This is a genomic window from Corynebacterium bovis DSM 20582 = CIP 54.80 (genome assembly GCF_030408615.1).
In the GTDB taxonomy this organism is placed as follows: domain Bacteria; phylum Actinomycetota; class Actinomycetes; order Mycobacteriales; family Mycobacteriaceae; genus Corynebacterium; species Corynebacterium bovis.
Genome location: NZ_CP047187.1, coordinates 516,769 through 533,104, shown reverse-complemented (window position 1 = coordinate 533,104; position 16,336 = coordinate 516,769). Strand labels below are relative to the sequence as shown.

General features: G+C 74.4%; 14 protein-coding genes and 1 pseudogene. 8 read left to right on the top strand and 7 right to left on the bottom strand.

The window, feature by feature from the left end; all coding sequences use genetic code 11:
• Positions 1 to 37: 37 nt before the first annotated feature.
• On the top strand, positions 38 to 2,464 hold the full coding sequence (locus CBOVI_RS02040) for an FdhF/YdeP family oxidoreductase (protein WP_010268219.1): 2,427 nt from the start codon (positions 38 to 40) through the stop codon (positions 2,462 to 2,464).
• Between the two features lie 9 nt (positions 2,465 to 2,473).
• The gene (gene fdhD, locus CBOVI_RS02035) at positions 2,474 to 3,490 is read left to right on the top strand and encodes a formate dehydrogenase accessory sulfurtransferase FdhD (protein ID WP_125186281.1); all 1,017 of its coding nucleotides are present in this window, start codon (positions 2,474 to 2,476) and stop codon (positions 3,488 to 3,490) included.
• Here fdhD and CBOVI_RS02030 read toward each other — a convergent pair.
• The 4 genes from CBOVI_RS02030 to moaC all read right to left on the bottom strand — a co-directional run bounded on the left by CBOVI_RS02030 (position 3,450) and on the right by moaC (position 6,387).
• Positions 3,450 to 4,844, bottom strand: a complete 1,395-nt coding sequence (locus CBOVI_RS02030) for a ThiF family adenylyltransferase (protein ID WP_183273732.1) — start codon at positions 4,842 to 4,844, stop codon at positions 3,450 to 3,452. The genes fdhD and CBOVI_RS02030 overlap by 41 nt on opposite strands.
• A complete protein-coding gene (locus CBOVI_RS02025; protein WP_050798245.1) occupies positions 4,841 to 5,245 on the bottom strand; it encodes a molybdenum cofactor biosynthesis protein MoaE in 405 nt (134 codons plus the stop codon). Before CBOVI_RS02025 ends, CBOVI_RS02030 begins: the two co-directional genes overlap by 4 nt.
• A gap of 160 nt (positions 5,246 to 5,405) precedes the next feature.
• On the bottom strand, positions 5,406 to 5,969 hold the full coding sequence (locus CBOVI_RS02020; RefSeq protein WP_010265202.1) for a MogA/MoaB family molybdenum cofactor biosynthesis protein: 564 nt from the start codon (positions 5,967 to 5,969) through the stop codon (positions 5,406 to 5,408).
• The gene (gene moaC, locus CBOVI_RS02015) at positions 5,962 to 6,387 is read right to left on the bottom strand and encodes a cyclic pyranopterin monophosphate synthase MoaC (RefSeq protein WP_050798182.1); all 426 of its coding nucleotides are present in this window, start codon (positions 6,385 to 6,387) and stop codon (positions 5,962 to 5,964) included. Before moaC ends, CBOVI_RS02020 begins: the two co-directional genes overlap by 8 nt.
• A 219-nt stretch (positions 6,388 to 6,606) precedes the next feature.
• On the opposite strand from moaC, the gene CBOVI_RS02010 reads away from it, so the two are divergent.
• The 6 genes and pseudogenes from CBOVI_RS02010 to CBOVI_RS01985 all read left to right on the top strand — a co-directional run bounded on the left by CBOVI_RS02010 (position 6,607) and on the right by CBOVI_RS01985 (position 12,704).
• Positions 6,607 to 6,864: a MoaD/ThiS family protein gene (locus CBOVI_RS02010; RefSeq protein WP_010265208.1), complete on the top strand. Its 258-nt coding sequence runs from the start codon at positions 6,607 to 6,609 to the stop codon at positions 6,862 to 6,864.
• Positions 6,861 to 9,050 carry a molybdopterin-binding protein gene (locus CBOVI_RS02005; protein ID WP_260160059.1) on the top strand — a complete coding sequence of 730 codons (2,190 nt, stop codon included), beginning with the start codon at positions 6,861 to 6,863 and terminating at the stop codon, positions 9,048 to 9,050. The genes CBOVI_RS02010 and CBOVI_RS02005 overlap by 4 nt, the downstream gene beginning before the upstream one ends.
• Before the next feature lie 167 nt (positions 9,051 to 9,217).
• Entirely contained in the window at positions 9,218 to 10,624 is a 1,407-nt protein-coding gene (locus CBOVI_RS02000; protein ID WP_010271851.1) for an AAA family ATPase, read from the top strand.
• 37 nt (positions 10,625 to 10,661) lie between these two features.
• Positions 10,662 to 11,201: pseudogene (locus tag CBOVI_RS01995) on the top strand (RloB family protein); the annotation flags it as partial.
• Positions 11,202 to 11,547: 346 nt separating this feature from the next.
• Complete coding sequence (locus tag CBOVI_RS01990; protein WP_157998204.1) at positions 11,548 to 12,018, top strand: MarR family winged helix-turn-helix transcriptional regulator; 471 nt, start codon at positions 11,548 to 11,550, stop codon at positions 12,016 to 12,018.
• A 299-nt stretch (positions 12,019 to 12,317) separates the two neighbouring features.
• Positions 12,318 to 12,704 (top strand): hypothetical protein, encoded by a 387-nt coding sequence (locus CBOVI_RS01985; protein ID WP_010271844.1) that lies wholly within the window; start codon positions 12,318 to 12,320, stop codon positions 12,702 to 12,704.
• A 75-nt stretch (positions 12,705 to 12,779) separates the two neighbouring features.
• Here CBOVI_RS01985 and CBOVI_RS01980 read toward each other — a convergent pair whose 3' ends face one another.
• The 3 genes from CBOVI_RS01980 to modA all read right to left on the bottom strand — a co-directional run bounded on the left by CBOVI_RS01980 (position 12,780) and on the right by modA (position 16,118).
• Positions 12,780 to 14,108, bottom strand: a complete 1,329-nt coding sequence (locus CBOVI_RS01980; RefSeq protein ID WP_125186290.1) for a molybdopterin molybdotransferase MoeA — start codon at positions 14,106 to 14,108, stop codon at positions 12,780 to 12,782.
• Positions 14,109 to 14,268: 160 nt separating this feature from the next.
• Positions 14,269 to 15,117 carry a molybdate ABC transporter permease subunit gene (locus CBOVI_RS01975; RefSeq protein WP_010267636.1) on the bottom strand — a complete coding sequence of 283 codons (849 nt, stop codon included), beginning with the start codon at positions 15,115 to 15,117 and terminating at the stop codon, positions 14,269 to 14,271.
• Positions 15,114 to 16,118 carry a molybdate ABC transporter substrate-binding protein gene (modA, locus tag CBOVI_RS01970; protein ID WP_183273731.1) on the bottom strand — a complete coding sequence of 335 codons (1,005 nt, stop codon included), beginning with the start codon at positions 16,116 to 16,118 and terminating at the stop codon, positions 15,114 to 15,116. Before modA ends, CBOVI_RS01975 begins: the two co-directional genes overlap by 4 nt.
• Positions 16,119 to 16,336 lie beyond the last annotated feature (218 nt).

The following is a 16,336-nucleotide window of genomic DNA, read 5'->3' as shown; positions in this document are numbered from 1 at the left end:
GCGGCCCTGAACACAAAGGTCAACGGGTATAGCATGGATGCCCATGACGAGCCACGACCGCGACCACCACCCCGACGACCGGGCCGCCGGCCACCCCGACTCCCCCTCCGCCGACCCCACCGGCTCCGGCGGCGGGGCCACCACCGGCGGCACCCCCACCGCCACGCACCGCGGGGTGAACCCCGTGGCGAACCGCTTCGACCACCCGAAGGTCGGCAAGCGCAAGACCGTCGCCGCCGGCATCGGCGGCGTGTACCACGCGATGCAGCACGCGATCCCCGCCCACGGCCTGCTGCCGCTCGTGACGATCAACAAGCACAAGGGCATCGACTGCCCGGGCTGCGCCTGGCCGGAGCCGGACCAGGCGGACCTCAACATCGCGGAGTTCTGCGAGAACGGCGCGAAGGCCGTCGCGGAGGAGACGACACCGGACCGCGCGGACCGTGACTTCTGGGCCTCGTACACGGTCGAGGAGCTCCGCGACAAGACGGACCACTGGCTCGGCAAGCGCGGCCGGATCACGGAACCGCTGCTCTACGACCGCAGTTCGGGCGACGGCCACTACCGCCCGGTGAGCTGGTCGACCGCGTTCGGGATCATCGCCGACCAGCTGCGGCGCACGGCCCCGGAGGAGGCGGTGTTCTACACGTCGGGGCGGGCGTCGAACGAGGCGGCCTACGTCTTCCAGCTCCTCGCCCGCCGGATGGGCTCGAACAACCTCCCGGACTGCGGCAACATGTGCCACGAGTCGACCAGTTCGGCCCTGTCGGAGGCGGTCGGCCTGGGCAAGGGCTCCGTCGTCATGGACGACATCCACACCACCGACCTCCTCATCTCCGTGGGCCAGAACCCGGGCACGAACCACCCGCGCGCGCTCACGGCGTACACGCGCTGCAAGGAGAACGGCGGCCGGATCATCGCGGTGAACCCCATGCCGGAGGCGGGGCTCATGAACTTCCGGGAGCCGCAGGACCCGCGGACGCTCGTCGGCGGCAAGCACCGGATCTGCGACGACTACCTGCAGGTCCGCCTCGACGGTGACCGCGCGTTCTTCCAGGCGGTGAACAAGGAGCTCATCCGCCGGGACGCCCTGGACCACGACTTCATCGACCGGTTCACCACCGGGTTCGAGGAGACGCGCGAGCACCTCCTGGGGCTCGACGACGACGAACTCCTCCGCGGCTGCGGCCTCACCCGCGACGACGTCCTGCGCACGGTGGACGCCATCGAGAAGGCGCAGAGCGTCATCATCACGTGGACCCTCGGCGTGACCCAGCACCGGGACGCGGTGTACACGATCCGCGAGATGGTGAACACGCTGCTGCTCACGGGCAACATCGGCAAGCCGGGTGCAGGGACGGCCCCGCTGCGCGGCCACTCGAACGTGCAGGGCAACCGGACGGTCGGGATCTGGGAGAAGATGCCGGCGCACTTCCTCGAGGCGCTGCAGGACCGCTTCGGGTTCGACGTGCCGCGGGAGAACGGCATGGACACGGTCGCCGCGTTGCAGGCGATGCGCGACGGGAGGACGCGGTTCTTCATGTCGCTCGGGGGGAACCTCGTGCGCGTGGCGTCGGACACGTCGGCGGTGGAGCAGGGCATGTCGTCGAACGAGCTCACGGTGCACCTGTCGACGAAGCCGAACGGGTCGCACGCGTGGCCCGGGGAGAAGTCGCTCATCCTGCCGGTGCGCGCCCGGACGGACCGTGACCTGCAGCGGTCGGGCCCGCAGCAGGTCACGGTGGAGGACTCGGCGGGCAAGGTGCACGCCTCGATCGGCCACCGGCGGGCGAACGAGGACCTGGACCTGCGCAGCGAGGTGGACATCATCTGCTCGGTCGGCCGGGAGACCTTCGGCGACGCGTTCTGGCAGCCGATGATCGACGACTACGGCGTCATCCGGGACCACATCGAGGCGACGATCGACGGCTTCGAGGGCTACAACGAGCGCATCGAGCGCCCGGGCGGGTTCTACCTGCCGAACGGCCCCCGGGAGCGGCGGTTCACGACGCCCGACGGGAAGGCGCACATCACCCTCAACCCGACGAACGTCCTCGAGGTCTCGGACGGCCACCTGCTGCTGTCCACGGTGCGGTCCCACGACCAGTACAACTCCACGATCTACGGGCTCAACGACCGCTACCGGGGCATCGCGAACGGCCGGCGCGTCGTCTTCGTCAACCCCGCCGACCTGCGCGCCCAGGGGCTGCGCGACGGGGACATGGTGGACATCGTGTCCGTGTGGGACGACGGCGAGCGCCGCGCCCCGAACTTCCGGGTCGTCGCGTACGACCACGCGAAGGGCTGCGTGAGCACGTACTTCCCCGAGGCGAACGTGCTCATCCCGCTCGACCACGTGGCGCGGGACTCGAACACCCCGGTGTCGAAGTCGATGGTCGTGCGCCTGGAGCCGCTGGGGCGCCGGGCGAAGGACATGCCGGCGCTCGCCGCGGCGGAGAAGTAGGCGGCGGGCATGGGGCGACGGCTCACCGGCACGGCGCGGGTGACGAAGGTCCGGCTGGAGCCCGCCGCGGCGGGTGGCGGCACGGGCGGCACCGGCGGCACGGGCACGCGCCCGGACCCGGCCGCACCGGACACGGCGTCCGGGACGACGGGGGCGGGCGGCCGCGGGGAGGCGGCGTCGTCCCCCGTGACGGTGACCACGGACACGCGCGCGGACTCCCTCGCGGTCGAGGAGCCGTTGCAGATCCGCGTCGACGGCACCGACTTCTCGACGACGATGCGCACCCCCGGCCACGACATGGAGCTGGTCCACGGCCTCCTCCACGCCGAGGGCGTCATCGCCGACCGCGAGGACGTCCACACGATGCGCTACTGCGCGGGCGCGGTCGGCCCCTACGGGGAGAACACGTACAACACCCTCGACGTCACGCTCACCGGGCCGACCGGCCCGGGCGGGCGGGCGCCGCTGCCGGTGCGGACGCTGACGACGTCGTCGGCGTGCGGGGTGTGCGGCACGACGTCCGTCGACCAGCTCGTCCAGCGGCGGCGGTACCCGATCGTGCCGGTCCGCCCGGACGCGCGGCTCGTCGTGTCCCTCCCGCCGAAGCTCAGCGCGGGGCAGAAGGCCTTCCGCCGCACGGGCGGGGTGCACGCGGCGGGGGCGTTCACCGCCGACGGCGAGCCGGTGCTCATCCGCGAGGACGTCGGCCGGCACAACGCGGCGGACAAGGTCATCGGCGCGCTGCTCATGGAGGGGCGGCTGCCGGCGGAGGGGATGTTCCTCGTCATGAGTTCGCGGGCGTCCTTCGAGCTCGTGCAGAAGGCGGTGCTCGCCGGGTTCTCCGGGCTGGTGGCGGTGTCGGCGGCGACGTCGCTGGCCGTGGACCTCGCCCGGGAGGCGGGCCTGTTCCTCACGGGGTTCACCCGGGACTCCCGGTTCAACCTGTACTCGGGGGAGCTCGCGCCGGAGGGGACGACGGCTCCCCTCAGCGGCCCCGGCCCGTCCGCCGGTCGAGCCACGCGGTGATCCCGCCCGGGTAGTCGCGGACCCCGGGCACGCCCGCGGCCGTGAGCATCGCGGCGACGCGCGCGGAGCGGGAGCCGGACAGGCAGTAGACGAGCACGGACCGGGTGGCGGCCGGGGCGGGGGTGTCGGGCTGAGTGGGGGCCGGGGCGTCCTCCGGGGCGGCGAGGCCCGCCGCGCGGACGACCGCCGGGCCGCCACCCTCCCGCTCGGCGGCGTCGAGGACGCTCACCGGGACGTTCCGGGCGCCGGGGATGTGGAAGGCCTCGTACTCCCCGGGTTCGCGCACGTCGATGAGGTCGGTGACGCCCGCCGGGTCCGTGCCTGCGCCCGCGGCCGGGTCGTCCCGCGGGTCCGTGGTCGGGTCCTCCCGCAGGTCCGTGGTGGGGTCGTCCCGCGGGTCCGCGGTCGGGGTCGGGTCCGGGTCCGGGGCCGCGGCGGCGTCGGCGTCGGCGTCGGGCGCGGACGCGGTCGCCGGGGCGGCGGTCACCGTCGGCGGGGACGCGGGGGCCGCGGAGGGGGGCGTCCTCCCCCTCCCCCGGAGAGCCTCGGCGACCGCAGGGTCGGCGACGACCGGGATGTACTCCCACCTGCCCGTGAGCCCCGTGAGGTAGGCGACGACGCCCCGCAACGGCTCACCGACCCCCGTGACGACCTTCACCGCCTCGAGGGCCATCGCCGTGCCGACGGTCCCCACGAGCGGCCCGAGCACCCCCGCCTCCGCGCACGACGGGACGGAGCCGGGTGCCGGCGGGGCCGGGAAGACGTCCTCGTAGACCGGGCCGTGGCCGGCGTGGAAGACGGACATCTGGGCGTCGAAGCCGAGCACGGACCCCCACACGTGCGGCACGCCGAGGACGGCGCACGCCCGTGACACGGCGTGGCGGGCCTCGAAGTTGTCGGTGCCGTCGATGACGACATCAGCGCCGGTGAGGATGTCGCAGGCGGTGTCGTCGGTGAGCCGGGCCGCGACCGTCCGAACTGTCACATCTGTGTTGATCGCGTGCATGGTCGCGCGGGCTGACGCCACCTTCGGCTCCCCCACCGCGTCCTGCCGGTGGACGACCTGGCGGTGGAGGTTGGACAGCTCGACGGCGTCGTCGTCGACGACCGTCACCGTGCCCACGCCCGCCGCGGCGAGGTAGAGCAACGCCGGCGACCCGAGGCCGCCCGCGCCGACGACCGCGACGTGCGCCCGGGCGAGCGCCGTCTGGCCCGCGACGCCGAACCCCGGGAGGGTGACCTGGCGGCGGAACCGGGAGATGTCGACGTCAGGGGTGCCCGGCGCGGGGGTCGTGCCCGGCGCGGTGGTGCCGTCGGGCGTCGTGCCCGGCGCGGGGGTGCCGTCGGCGGTCACGACAGGCCCACCCAGTCCGTCGACCCGTCCGCCAACCGCTGCTCCTTCCACACCGGCACCCCGGACTTCACCCGGTCGGCGACATCCGCGACCGCCGCGAACGCCGGACCCCGGTGCGCCGACGCGCACACGACCGCGAAGGCCAGGTCACCGATGCCGAGCGGCCCGACCCGGTGCGCCGCCCACACCCGCACGCCCGGGTGGTCCCGCACGCACGCGGCGACGACCTCGGCCATGACCCGTTCCGCGTCCGGGTGCGCCGTGTACGTCAACGCCGTGACGGCCCGCCCGCCGTCATGGTCACGGACGACGCCCTCGAAGGTGACGACGGCCCCCGTCGCGTCCGTCGCCGTGTCCCGGCGCGCGGCGGGCAGGAGGTCCTCCAGGGGGGTGTCGACGATGACCGCCCCGACGAGGCCCGTGGTGGTGCCGGTCGCGGGGTCGGCGGCCGGGGTGGTCGCGGGGTCGGCGGCGGGGGCGGCGTCGGCCGGGCCGGTCGCGGCGGCCGGAGCGTCGGCGTCGGCGGCCGGGGCGGGCGTGCCCGGCGTCGCGGGGTCGGTGTCAGTCATGCGCGGTCCTTCCCTCGAGCAGGGCGGTGAGATGGTCGATGAGCGGGTCGAGCACGGCGATGCCGTCGCGCACCCCGCCCCGCGACCCGGGCAGGGTCATGACGAACGTCCGCCCGACCGTCCCGGCCACCCCACCGGAGAGGACGGCGGTGGGCACGGACTCCGCGCCGCGCCGCCAGAACTCGGCCATGACGCCGGGGAACTCGCGGTCGAGGTGCGGGCGGACCGCGCCGACGGTGAGGTCGTCGTCCGCCGGGCCCGTGCCGCCGGTGGTGAGCAGGACCCGGGGCAGGTCGTCGGGCCGGGACAGCAGGTCACCGAGGTGGCGGGGGATGTCGGCGTCCGGGACGACGACCGCGTCCGGGGTGGTGAACCCGCGGGAGCGCAGCCACTCCACCGCGAGGGCGCCGGAGGTGTCCCGGTAGACGCCCGCGGCGGCCCGGGTCGAGGCGACGACGACGAGGGCGTCGCGCGGCGCGGCCGGGGTGGTGTGGTCCGGGGTCGTGTGGTCGGCGGAGGTGCCGTGCGGGGTGGTGTGGTCGGACACGTCAGACACTCCAGTCACCCGACTTCCCGCCGGACTTCGACAGCACGTGGACGTCGTCGATGACCGCGTGCCGGTCGACCGCCTTGATCATGTCGTAGACGGTGAGCGCGGCCGTCGTCACCGCCGTGAGCGCCTCCATCTCCACGCCGGTCACCCCGCGGGTCTTCACGCTGCCCGTGATGACGACCGCCCCGTCCCGGCGGGCGAAGTCCACCGTGATCCGCCCGAGCGGCAGGGGGTGGCACAGCGGGATGATCTCCGGGGTGCGCTTGGCGCCCATGATCCCGGCGACCCGCGCGACGGGCAGGGCGTCGCCCTTCGGCAGGTCGGCGTCGAAGATCATGTCGACGACCTGCGGCGTCGTGCGGACCGTCGCGGTGGCGACGGCCGTGCGGGTCGTCTCCGCCTTCGCGGTGACGTCGACCATGTGGGCCGACCCGTCCGCGCGGACGTGCGTGAGGCCCGTCGACGCGGACGTGGGGGTCGCCGCCGCCGGGTCCGGCTGCGCCGGGGCGGTCGTGTCGTCGGTGTGGCCGGTGGGGTCCGGAGCTGCCATGGGTCGTTGCCCTCCCGAGTGTCGTGTCCCGTGCGGCACGGATCGTGCCGGACTCGTCCCGTCCACGGTACCCGGCCTAGGATCGGCGTCATGGTCACGATCCGGTACTTCGCCGCCGCCCGCGCGGCCCGGGGTGTCGACAGCGAATCGGTCGACTACCAGGGCGCGTTGGACGGCCTGCTCACCGACCTGGGGGCCGCGCACACGGACCGCACGGCCGCCGGGATGTCCCTCGCCGGGGTGTTCGACCGGTGCACGTTCCTTGTCGACGGACGCCGCAGCGGCCGGGACGTCGTCCTCACCGGGCACGAAGGGGTGGACGTCCTCCCGCCCTTCGCCGGCGGATGAGCGCCCCGGTCGTCCACACGGTGGTCGTCGCCGGGGGTGCGGGCCGCCGGCTCACCGCCTCCGCGCCCGACCCCGCGACCCTGCCTCCGAAGCCGCTGCTCAGCGACGGTGCGGGGCGGCGTCTCATCGACCGGGCGCTCGCCGCGGCGCCGCGGGGCGGGAGCGTGGTCGTCGTCGGCCCGCCGATGCCGCTGCCGCCGCACGTGCACCGCGTGCGGGAGGACCCGCCGCTGTCCGGGCCGGCCGCCGCCCTGGCCGCCGGTGTCGCCGCGCTCGGCGGGGGGTCGGGGCGTGGCGGGGCGTGCGCCGGCGGGGCGTCGGTGCCCGGCGCGGACGTGGCGCGTGCCGGCGACGCCCTCGTCCTCTGCCTCGCCGCCGACATGCCCGCGCCCCGCGAGGGGGTCGAGGCGCTGCTCGCCGCCGCGGCGGAGCCGCCCGCCGGGTCGGACAGCGCGCCCGACGCCTCGCACGGCGCCACGCACCACGCCTCCCCCGACCCCGCGCCCGACGGGTGGATCGCCGTCGCCGACGGCCGCGACCAGCCGCTCCTCACCCTGCTCCGCCTCGACGCCGCCCGCGCCGCGTTCGCCGGCGTGACCGGCGGGTCCGTCATGCGGGTGCTCCGCGGCCTCGACCTGCGTCGGGTCCCGGTGCCGGCGTCCGCGGCGGCCGACGTCGACACGTGGGAAGACGCCCGCGCCCACGGCGTCGGCGCGCCGCCCGCCACGCCCGAGACACCCGCGCCCGCCACGCCCGAGACACCCGCGCCTGCCGCGGCCGAGACACCTGCGCCCGCCCACACCCCGGTCGACTGGGCCGAGGCGCGCCGCCGCGTCACCGCCACCGCGGAGGCGATGGTCCGGCGGAGGCGGAGGGCGGCGTCGTCCCTCCCCCCGGAGACGGGGACCGTGCCGGTGGCCGACGTCCACTCCCCCGTCGACGTCCCCCACTACACGTCCTCGGCGATGGACGGGTACGCCGTCGCCGGGCCGCCCCCGTGGCGCGTCCTCGCCGCGCCCGCCGCCGGCGCGCAGGGCCGCAACATCCACCGCACCGGCGGTGACCTGCACCCCGGCGAGGCGTTGCCCGTGCTCACCGGGTCGCTGCTGCCGCGCGGGGCGGAGGCGGTCGTCCGGTCCGAGCACGTCACGCTCGACGGCACGACCCTCACCCCGGACAGCGGCCGCCCGCCGCGCCCCGGGGCGGACATCCGGCACGCGGGTGAGGAACTCGCCGCCGGGGAGGTCCTGGTCAGGGCGGGGACGACGCTGTCCGCCCGCCACCTCGCGCTGCTGTCCACGTGCGGTGTCGACGCGGTGGAGGCGCTCGCCCCGCCGACGGTCGCGCTCGCGTTCACGGGCAACGAGGTCGTGACCACCGGCCTGCCCGGTCCGGGCGAGGTCCGCGACGCCTTCAGCCGGTCCTTCCCCGCGCTGCTCACCGGGTGGGGCGCGCGGGTGACCTCGACGGTGCGTCTCCCCGACGACCCCGACGCGGTCGCCGCCTGGTTCACCGACCCGGCGACCCGCGCCGCCGACGTGGTCGTCGTCACCGGGGGCTCGGGGCACTCCGGTCAGGACTTCGCGCGGCAGGTCATCACCGCGGGGGCCGACGCCGTGCTCGCCGACTCCGTCCGGTGTGCGCCCGGGCACCCGACGCTGCTCACGACGCGGCGGGTCGGCGGCGCGGCGGCGGGCGGCGCGGACCGTGACGGGGGCAGCGGGGCCGACCGTGACACCGACGGTGACGCCGCCGGTGACGCCGACGGGCCGCGGACCCAGATCGTCGTCGGCGCGCCGGGCAACCCGCTGGCCGCGCACGTGGCGTTGCACTCGTTCGTCGAACCGGCGCTCTCCGTGCTGCGCGGGGGTGCGGCGCCCGGGCCGGCCCCGGGGATCAGCGCGGTCGACCTGCCGGCGGACCGGCGGGGGCGGGTGCGGCTCACGCCGGCGGCGTATGTCGGGGCGGCGAGTGGCGCGGCACCGGACGGCGGGACCGCCGACGACGCGACGGTGGACGCCGACGGGACGAACGGCGGGACCGCGGGCGCGACCGGTGTGCGCCTCGCCCCCGTGACGCGGACGCACTCGCACATGCTCAGCGGGTACGCCACGGCGGACGTGCTCCTCGTGACGCCGCCCGAGGGCGTCCCCGCGGGGGGGCCGGTGCGCTACCTCCCCCTCTGACCCCGGGCGGGCGGGTGCCGCCCCTCCGCTCCGACCCCGGGAAGGCGCGGCCCCCGCACCACCGCCATTAGCCGGGTGTTCGCTCCGAGAGACCCGATCTCCACGATTTTCGAGAAAAATCACCCTCTCAAATCGTTCCGTGCGGTGGAGAGTGCTACCGTCAGACCATGATCCTGCTGAGCCTCACCGTCCGGAACCACCGGAGCATCCGGGATGAGATCACCCTGGACCTCACGACGCCGTCATTGCGCACCCTCAAGCCCCGGGACGACAGGACCTGGGCGGAGTCCACCTACCCGCTGCTCGGCATCCTCGGCGCGAACGCCACCGGGAAGTCGGCGATCCTCGACGCCCTGACGTACATGTTCGCCGCCATCCACCGTTCTGCCACGGTCTGGCAGGAGGCGCCGGCCATGCTCCGGCGCCCCTTCGCCCTCGATCCCGAGTCGCGCGACGCCTCAAGCACCTACGAGATCGATTTCGTCCTCGACGATCGACGCCACCGCTACGGCTTCGAGGTCGACGCCGACGGCATCGTCGCCGAGTGGCTCTACGACCTGCCGCGGAGCCGCTGGCGCACCCGCCTCGAACGCGACCGGGACAGTGGGCGACTCGTCATCGACGGACGACCGGCACCGCTCTCGACCGTGACCGACCGTGAGCTCGTTCTCAGCCGCGCACTCCTGCTGCGGACATCCCCGCTGCACACCCTCGCCAGGTCACTCGTCGACCGGGTCGACGTCGTCCGCATCAACGACAGCTACCGCAGGTCACGCCTGCAGTCACTCGCCGACTCACTGGCGGAAGGGGCCACGACATTCGCGGACATCAGGGGCCTGCTCCAGATCGCCGACATCGGGGTCAAGGACGTCTCCCTCAGAGAGGACGCGATCCCCGACGCACTCCTGGATCTGACCCGGAAGCTCAAGGAGGTGTTCAGTCCCGACACCACCACCGACGACGACACCACCGACGACGACAGCTCGACGGGCCGGGAGAACGACGGTGCCCCCTCGACCGGAACCCCGGACCCGTCGCCGGAAGCCCCTGACGGGCCGGCGCGCCCCGAGGATCCCGACGCCGTGCTCCGCCACGTCGTCCGGAGCCTCACATTCACCCACCACGGGGACACCGGTGAGGCCCCGGAGTTCTCCATCGACGACGAAAGCGCCGGGACCGTCGCCTGGCTGGTGCTCGCCGTCCCCGCCCTGGAGGCGCTCCGCCGGGGCGGACTACTCATCGTCGATGAGATCGATTCCAGCCTGCACCCCCACCTCCTCGACATTCTCCTGACCACATTCGCCGACCCGGCCATCAATACCCGTCACGCTCAGCTGATATTCACCGCCCACGACGCGAACATCCTCTCGCCGCTCAGCACGGTGCCACTCGCGGAGGAGCAGATCTGGTTCACCGACAAGACCCGCGAGGGAGTGACGGAATTGACCTGCCTCGCCGACTTCCCCAAGCACCCTGACGCGAACCGACAGAAGCGCTATCTCTCCGGTGTCTACGGCGGCGTTCCCCACCTCTCCCCGAGCATCTTCGCCCGCCTGATTGACACGGATTCCTAGCCCCCACACCCACACGACCGCACCACGTAAGACACCAATGGCAAAGAACAACCGCAAGCACACGTCACGAACGCCACGCACCGCACGGAGACCACGGCAACTCCGCCGTCGTCTGCTCGTCGTCACGGAGGGAACCCGGACGGAAATCGAGTATCTTGACGCACTCAAGGCGTTCATCCGCAGCCGGACCTCCGCTCCTGACATCGTCAGTGCCGGCGTCGGGTCCGACCCCCTCACGGTCGTCGAGCACTGCATTGAGAAACGTGACAAGGCCGCCCAGAAGGACATCCCCTACGACGAGTGCTTCTGCCTGGTCGATGTCGATCAACACTCGACATTGGACCGCGCCCGCAAGCGTGCGAAGAAGGAGAACATCCATCTCCTCATCTCGAACCTGAAGTTCGAGGTCTGGCTACGGTGGCACGTTGAGGACAAGTGCCCCCCGCGCACCTCCAAGCAGCTCGACCGGGACCTGCAGAAGCTGGGACTCATCAAGGGGAAGCATCTTTCGGCGACATTTCCCATCAGCGGGGTCACAGAGGCGTGCGCGACCGCACGCCGCGCAGACCCGAACCTCGCCGCGTGCCGGATCGGGCCCGACCCGTCCTCCGCATTACCCGTCCTCATCGATCAGCTGTCTTAGGCTCCGAGATGCCGGCGCGCGGCGAAACTGATATCGTTGCCCCCGTCCTCCAACCCCGCGTGCACATTGCACGAACCGTCTGCACGCTTTTTGCTCCACAGTCGTAGACCGGTGCACTTAGTCCGACAGTGCCGAAAATGCGTGCACGAGAGCAAAAACGCTCTCATCAGGACCGTTTTCGGAATGGCACGCGACGCCGCCATTCCGTCTCATATCGTGAGACGGTGGCATTTCTCATGCGGCTATCGTATTTCAGCGACTCCCTGTTAAGGTTCTCCACGTGAACACGGAGATAGGCACACGTATCGAGGTCGGACTGCGCGAATTGCTCCGCCGCGACACCCGGGAGAGGCTCTACCTGTCGGCACTTGACCGGCACCAGGACGTCCTCGACGCCGTACGGTACCCGGCTCTCGCCGGCATCTACTGGTACGGCCCGATTAATGCGGCCGGCCTCGGCCGACGCCTCGGTCTGGACCGCACGGTCGTCAGCCGGTACGCGGCTGTCCTCGAGAAGTCCGGACTTGTCCGCCGTGAACCGGACCCCTCCGACAAACGGGCGTCCCTCCTGTCCGTCACCGACGACGGCCGCGCGATCATGGAGGACATCCGCCGCCACCTCGCCACCGTCATCACCGACGCCGTCTCCGACTGGCCGGAGGGCCTCGCCCTGGCCTTCGCCGAGGGTCTCGAACGCTTCGCGTCCACCACCGGGTCGGCGCCGGTGGACCCGGGGATGCCCGGCGAGTAGGCCCGCCCGGGCAGCCCGGGAAACCCCGGGCATACCCGCAGGTCAGACCACCCTCCACGGACCGGCGCACCACCGCGCCGGCCCGCGGGAGGGCGGCGTCGTCCCCCTCAGAACCGCACCCCGCGCACCGCTGCACCCGGGGAGCACTCCCCGCCCCACGGGACAGGCCCGCCCCCGTCCGATTCCATGTGCCGTAGGCCATCGTGGCCCCCCTGACGACCCCCACCGCACAGCGGGACGCACCCGGCGGACACCTCCGCCCGGCCGGCGCACCCGGCGGACGGAAGGAGAACGACACCATGAGACGGACACTCGCCGCAGCAGGCCTCGCCGCCCTGTGCCTCACCGGACTCGCCGCGTGCGGCGACGACGGACTCGACGGCACCTGGTCCAACGAGCAGATGACGGTCACCGTCGACGGCGACAACTGGAACTCCACCATCACCCTCGACCCCGGGTCCTCCGCGACGCTGACCGGGCACGTCGACACGGACGGCAGGAAACTCGTCATCGACAATTTCGGCGGGGGATCCACGGACTCCGAGATGTCGCAGGGCTTCGCCAGCCTCGGGCAGAAGTTCGCGCGCGGCAAGGGGGCGCTCGACGACAGCGAGCGGGCACTGTCCTACACCCTCGACGGCGACACCCTCACCGTCGAGGGCGACGCCCTCACCCGGCAGAAGTAGGTCGGCGCGGGCCGGCGGGTCCCGGTCGGCGGGCCCCGACCGGCGCACCTCGCGCGGCCGGCCGCCCCACCCCACCTACAGCGGGTGGACCTCGACCACCTCGCCCGGCGCGACGTCCTCCCCCGCCCGCACGCGCACGAGGCAGTCGGCGCCCGCGGACTGCGCGAGCAGGTGCGACCCCGCCCCGCCGACCGTCGTGACGGTCAGCACCCCGTCCCGCACCTGCGTCCGCGCGCGGAGGAACCGGCACCGCCCGTCCCCGGCGGGCAGCGCGGCGAGGGGCTCCCCGGCCCGGGCGGTCACCGTCGCCGGCACCTCCCCGAGCACCGGGGCGACGAACAGCCGGAAACTCACGGCCGTGGACACCGGGTTGCCGGGCAGGGCGATGACCGGGGTGCCGTCGACGACGGCGAGCCCCTGCGGCCCACCCGGCTGCTGGGCGACGTGCCCGAACCAGCCGCCCCGCGGCTCCAGGACCTGGCGCACGACCTCGAACTGGCCGTGACTGATCCCGCCGCTGGTCACGACGGCCGTCGGCCGGTACTCCCGGACCGCCCCGTCGAGGGCGCGGGCGAACTCCTCCGGGTCGTCGCTGGTGCGGACGTGGCCGGCGACGTCGATGAGGTGGCGGCGGCACAGGGCGCGCAGCATCGGCCCGTTCGCGTCCGGGACGGACGCCCGGCCCGCCCCGCCGATCTCGTCGCCGCCGGTGCACAGCAGCACCCGCGCGGTCCGCCGGACGGGCACGGTGTCCAGGCCCTGCGCCGCCGCCGCGCCGACGGTCCGGGGGCTCACGCGGTGGCCGGCGGGGAAGAGGACGTCCCCGGCGCGGAGGTCGCTGCCCCGGCGCCGGATGTACCGGCCGCGCGCGGTCGGCGGCACGGTGACGGCCCCGCCGGCGGGGACGAACGACGCCGGCGTGCAGTCCTCGACGGGCACGACGGCGGCGGTGCCGTCGGGCAGCCGGGCGCCGGTCATGACCGGGACGACCTCCGCGCCGACCCCGGCCGGGCACACCGTCGCCGGGTCGCGGCCCGCGGGCAGGGTCCGCCCGACGGGGAACGTGCCGCCGTCGAGGTGGTGCGCGCCGAGGGCGTAGCCGTCCATCTGGGAGTTGTCGAAGGGAGGGGAGTCGACGCGCGCCTCCACGGCGTCGACGAGCGTCCGCCCGACGGCGAGTTCCACGGGGACCCCGCCGTCCGCGGCGTCGTGCAGGCCGGGGACCGCGCCGCGGACCGTCTCCGTGACGGCGGCGAGGTGCTCCTCCGGGGTGCGGGCGCCGGGGGCGTGCCCGTCGCCGGGCGTGCCGGGGTTCGCGCCGGTGTGCGGGCCGGTGTGCGGGCCGGCGTGGGTGCCGGTGTCCGTGCCGGGTGCGGCAGCGTGCCTGCCGTCGGATGTGCTCATGTGGCGACCACCTTCCTCAGTGTCCGGGCGGGTCCTCCGGGGTCGTCCGTGCGGGGCTCCGTCGGGGCTCCGTCGGGGCGTCCGTGCGGGGCTCCGTCGGGGCGTCCGTGCGGGGTTCCGTCGGGGCCGCCCCGGGGGCGGGGACCCACCACCGTCCGGTCTACCGTCCCACGGTCCCCGACGTCGCCCCGCGCCGCGCGACCGCGATCCACCGCACCCCCGCCAGGCCCGCGACGACCATGACGTACACCCCGATGAGCATGACGGACCCGCCGAGCGCGCGGTCCATGTCGTCGGAACTCAGCCCGAGGTCGATGAGCAGCGGCACCGTCCGCGACCGGCCGGCGACGTTCCCCGCGAAGGTGAGCGTCGCCCCGTACTCGCTCAGCGACCGGGCGAAACTCAGCACCGCCCCGGTGACGATGCCGGGCAGGGCGAGCGGCAGGAGGATGTGCCGGACGATCTGCCAGCGGGTCGCCCCCTCGGTCGCGGCGGCCTCCTCCAGGCGGACGGGGACGACCTGCACGGCGGTGAGCGTCGTCGCGACGAGGAACGGCAGGGACACGAAGACCTGGACGACGACCACCCCCGTCGTCGTGTACGCCACCGGCACCCCGTGGGCGTCGAGCCACCCGCCGAGCACCCCGCGCCGCCCCCACAGGAACACCAGGGCCAGGCCGGAGACCACCGGCGACAGCACGAGCGGGGCGAAGACCACCGCCTGCACCGCCCGCGCCACCCGGGGCCGGCGCAGCAGGAGGTCCCGCACCCACAACGACAGCGGGACGCCCAGGAGGACGCAGAGGACCTTCGAGAGCAGGGCCGTCGTCACGGACAGGCGGAGGGCGGTGAGGGACTCCGCGTCACCGAGCAGCCCGCCGAGGCGCGGCCACGGCACCGCCGCGAGGAGGGCGACCGGGGGCCCGGCGACGACCGCCACCGCGAGCACCGCCACGGGGACGAGCGGCCACGGGACGGCGTGGACCGGGCGGCGGGGGGCGGCGCTCACCGCCCTGCCGGGGCGTCGGACGGGGCCGTGGAGTCCGACGGGGCCGGGGCCGGGGAGAAGCCGTGGTCGGCGAGGATCCGCTGCGCCTCCGGCCCGCGCATCCAGTCGCGGAACGCCCGGGCCGTCGCGTTGTCCCGGCCCCGGGTCGTCAGCGCGGCCGGGTAGACGTTCGCCTCGACACCGGGGATGTCCGTCGCGGTCACGCCCTCGTCGGCGAGCGCCCGCGCGTCCGTCGAGTAGATGAACCCGGCGTCGACCTGCCCCGTCGACACCTTCGTCGCGACCGCGGAGACGTTCGCCTCCTCCGAGGGGTCGTCGAGGGTGACGCCGGCGTCGGCGAGGGCCTTCCCGGCGAGGTCGCCGCACGGGACCTCCCGCGCGCACACGGCGACCCGGTGCCCGGGCAGGTCACGGACCGCGGTGACGTGCCCGGGGTTGCCGCGGGGGACGGCGAGGACCAGGCGGTTCGACGCCACGTCCACCGGGTCGGCGCCGGAGAAGTCCCGTCGCGTGAGGGCGGTGTCCATGGTGCGCCGGTCGGCGCTGATGAAGAGGTCGGCGGGGGCGCCGTCGTCGATCTGGCGGACGAGGGCCGACGAGCCGCCGTAGTTCATCTCGACCTGCGCGTCCGGGTGGGCGGCCCGGAACGCCGCGACGAGGCTGTCCCCGACGGGCCGGAGCGACGCCGCGGCGAAGACGGTGGCCGTCCCGGTCGCCGCGTCACCCTGGTCGGGGTCCGCCGCGCCGCCGGTCCGCGCGGTGGAGCCCGCGGCGGTCGAGGCCCCGACGGCACCCGGCTCGTCCTGCGGCGACGAGGCACAGGCCGTGACACCGGCCACGAGGCCGACGGCGGCGGCCACGGCCGCGACCCCCGTCGCGACCGCCCGCCCGGGCCGGCCCCGACCCGCGCGCACCGGCGACGCCGCCCCTGCAAGTGCCGCCGCTGCCGCTGCCGGTGCTGCCGGTGCCGTCGAGGGTGCCGCCGACCTGTCCTCCGCCATCGTCTCCCGCCTCTCCTCCGCGTGTCTGTGCCGGACTGTGTCTGTGTGTGCCGGGCTGTGCCTGTCTCTGCCGGGCTGTGCCGGACTGTGTCCCGGGCTGTGTCCGTCCCAGACTGCCACACGGCGGACGTGCACATCACGGACTCGCGGCGGCGGCCGGGGACCGACGTGTTCTACAGTGGTCGGACGTCCCCCGCACCTCCGACCCGCACCCCCGC

Bases quoted from the DNA above. Each gene is read 5' to 3' on its own strand.
- modA (WP_183273731.1), bottom strand. From the start codon at position 16,118: ATGGCGGAGGACAGGTCGGCGGCACCCTCGACGGCACCGGCAGCACCG.
- CBOVI_RS01985 (WP_010271844.1), top strand. From the start codon at position 12,318: ATGAGACGGACACTCGCCGCAGCAGGCCTCGCCGCCCTGTGCCTCACC.
- CBOVI_RS01980 (WP_125186290.1), bottom strand. From the start codon at position 14,108: ATGAGCACATCCGACGGCAGGCACGCTGCCGCACCCGGCACGGACACC.
- CBOVI_RS02000 (WP_010271851.1), top strand. From the start codon at position 9,218: ATGATCCTGCTGAGCCTCACCGTCCGGAACCACCGGAGCATCCGGGAT.
- CBOVI_RS02005 (WP_260160059.1), top strand. From the start codon at position 6,861: ATGAGCGCCCCGGTCGTCCACACGGTGGTCGTCGCCGGGGGTGCGGGC.
- fdhD (WP_125186281.1), top strand. From the start codon at position 2,474: ATGGGGCGACGGCTCACCGGCACGGCGCGGGTGACGAAGGTCCGGCTG.
- CBOVI_RS02010 (WP_010265208.1), top strand. From the start codon at position 6,607: ATGGTCACGATCCGGTACTTCGCCGCCGCCCGCGCGGCCCGGGGTGTC.
- CBOVI_RS02040 (WP_010268219.1), top strand. From the start codon at position 38: ATGCCCATGACGAGCCACGACCGCGACCACCACCCCGACGACCGGGCC.
- moaC (WP_050798182.1), bottom strand. From the start codon at position 6,387: ATGGTCGACGTCACCGCGAAGGCGGAGACGACCCGCACGGCCGTCGCC.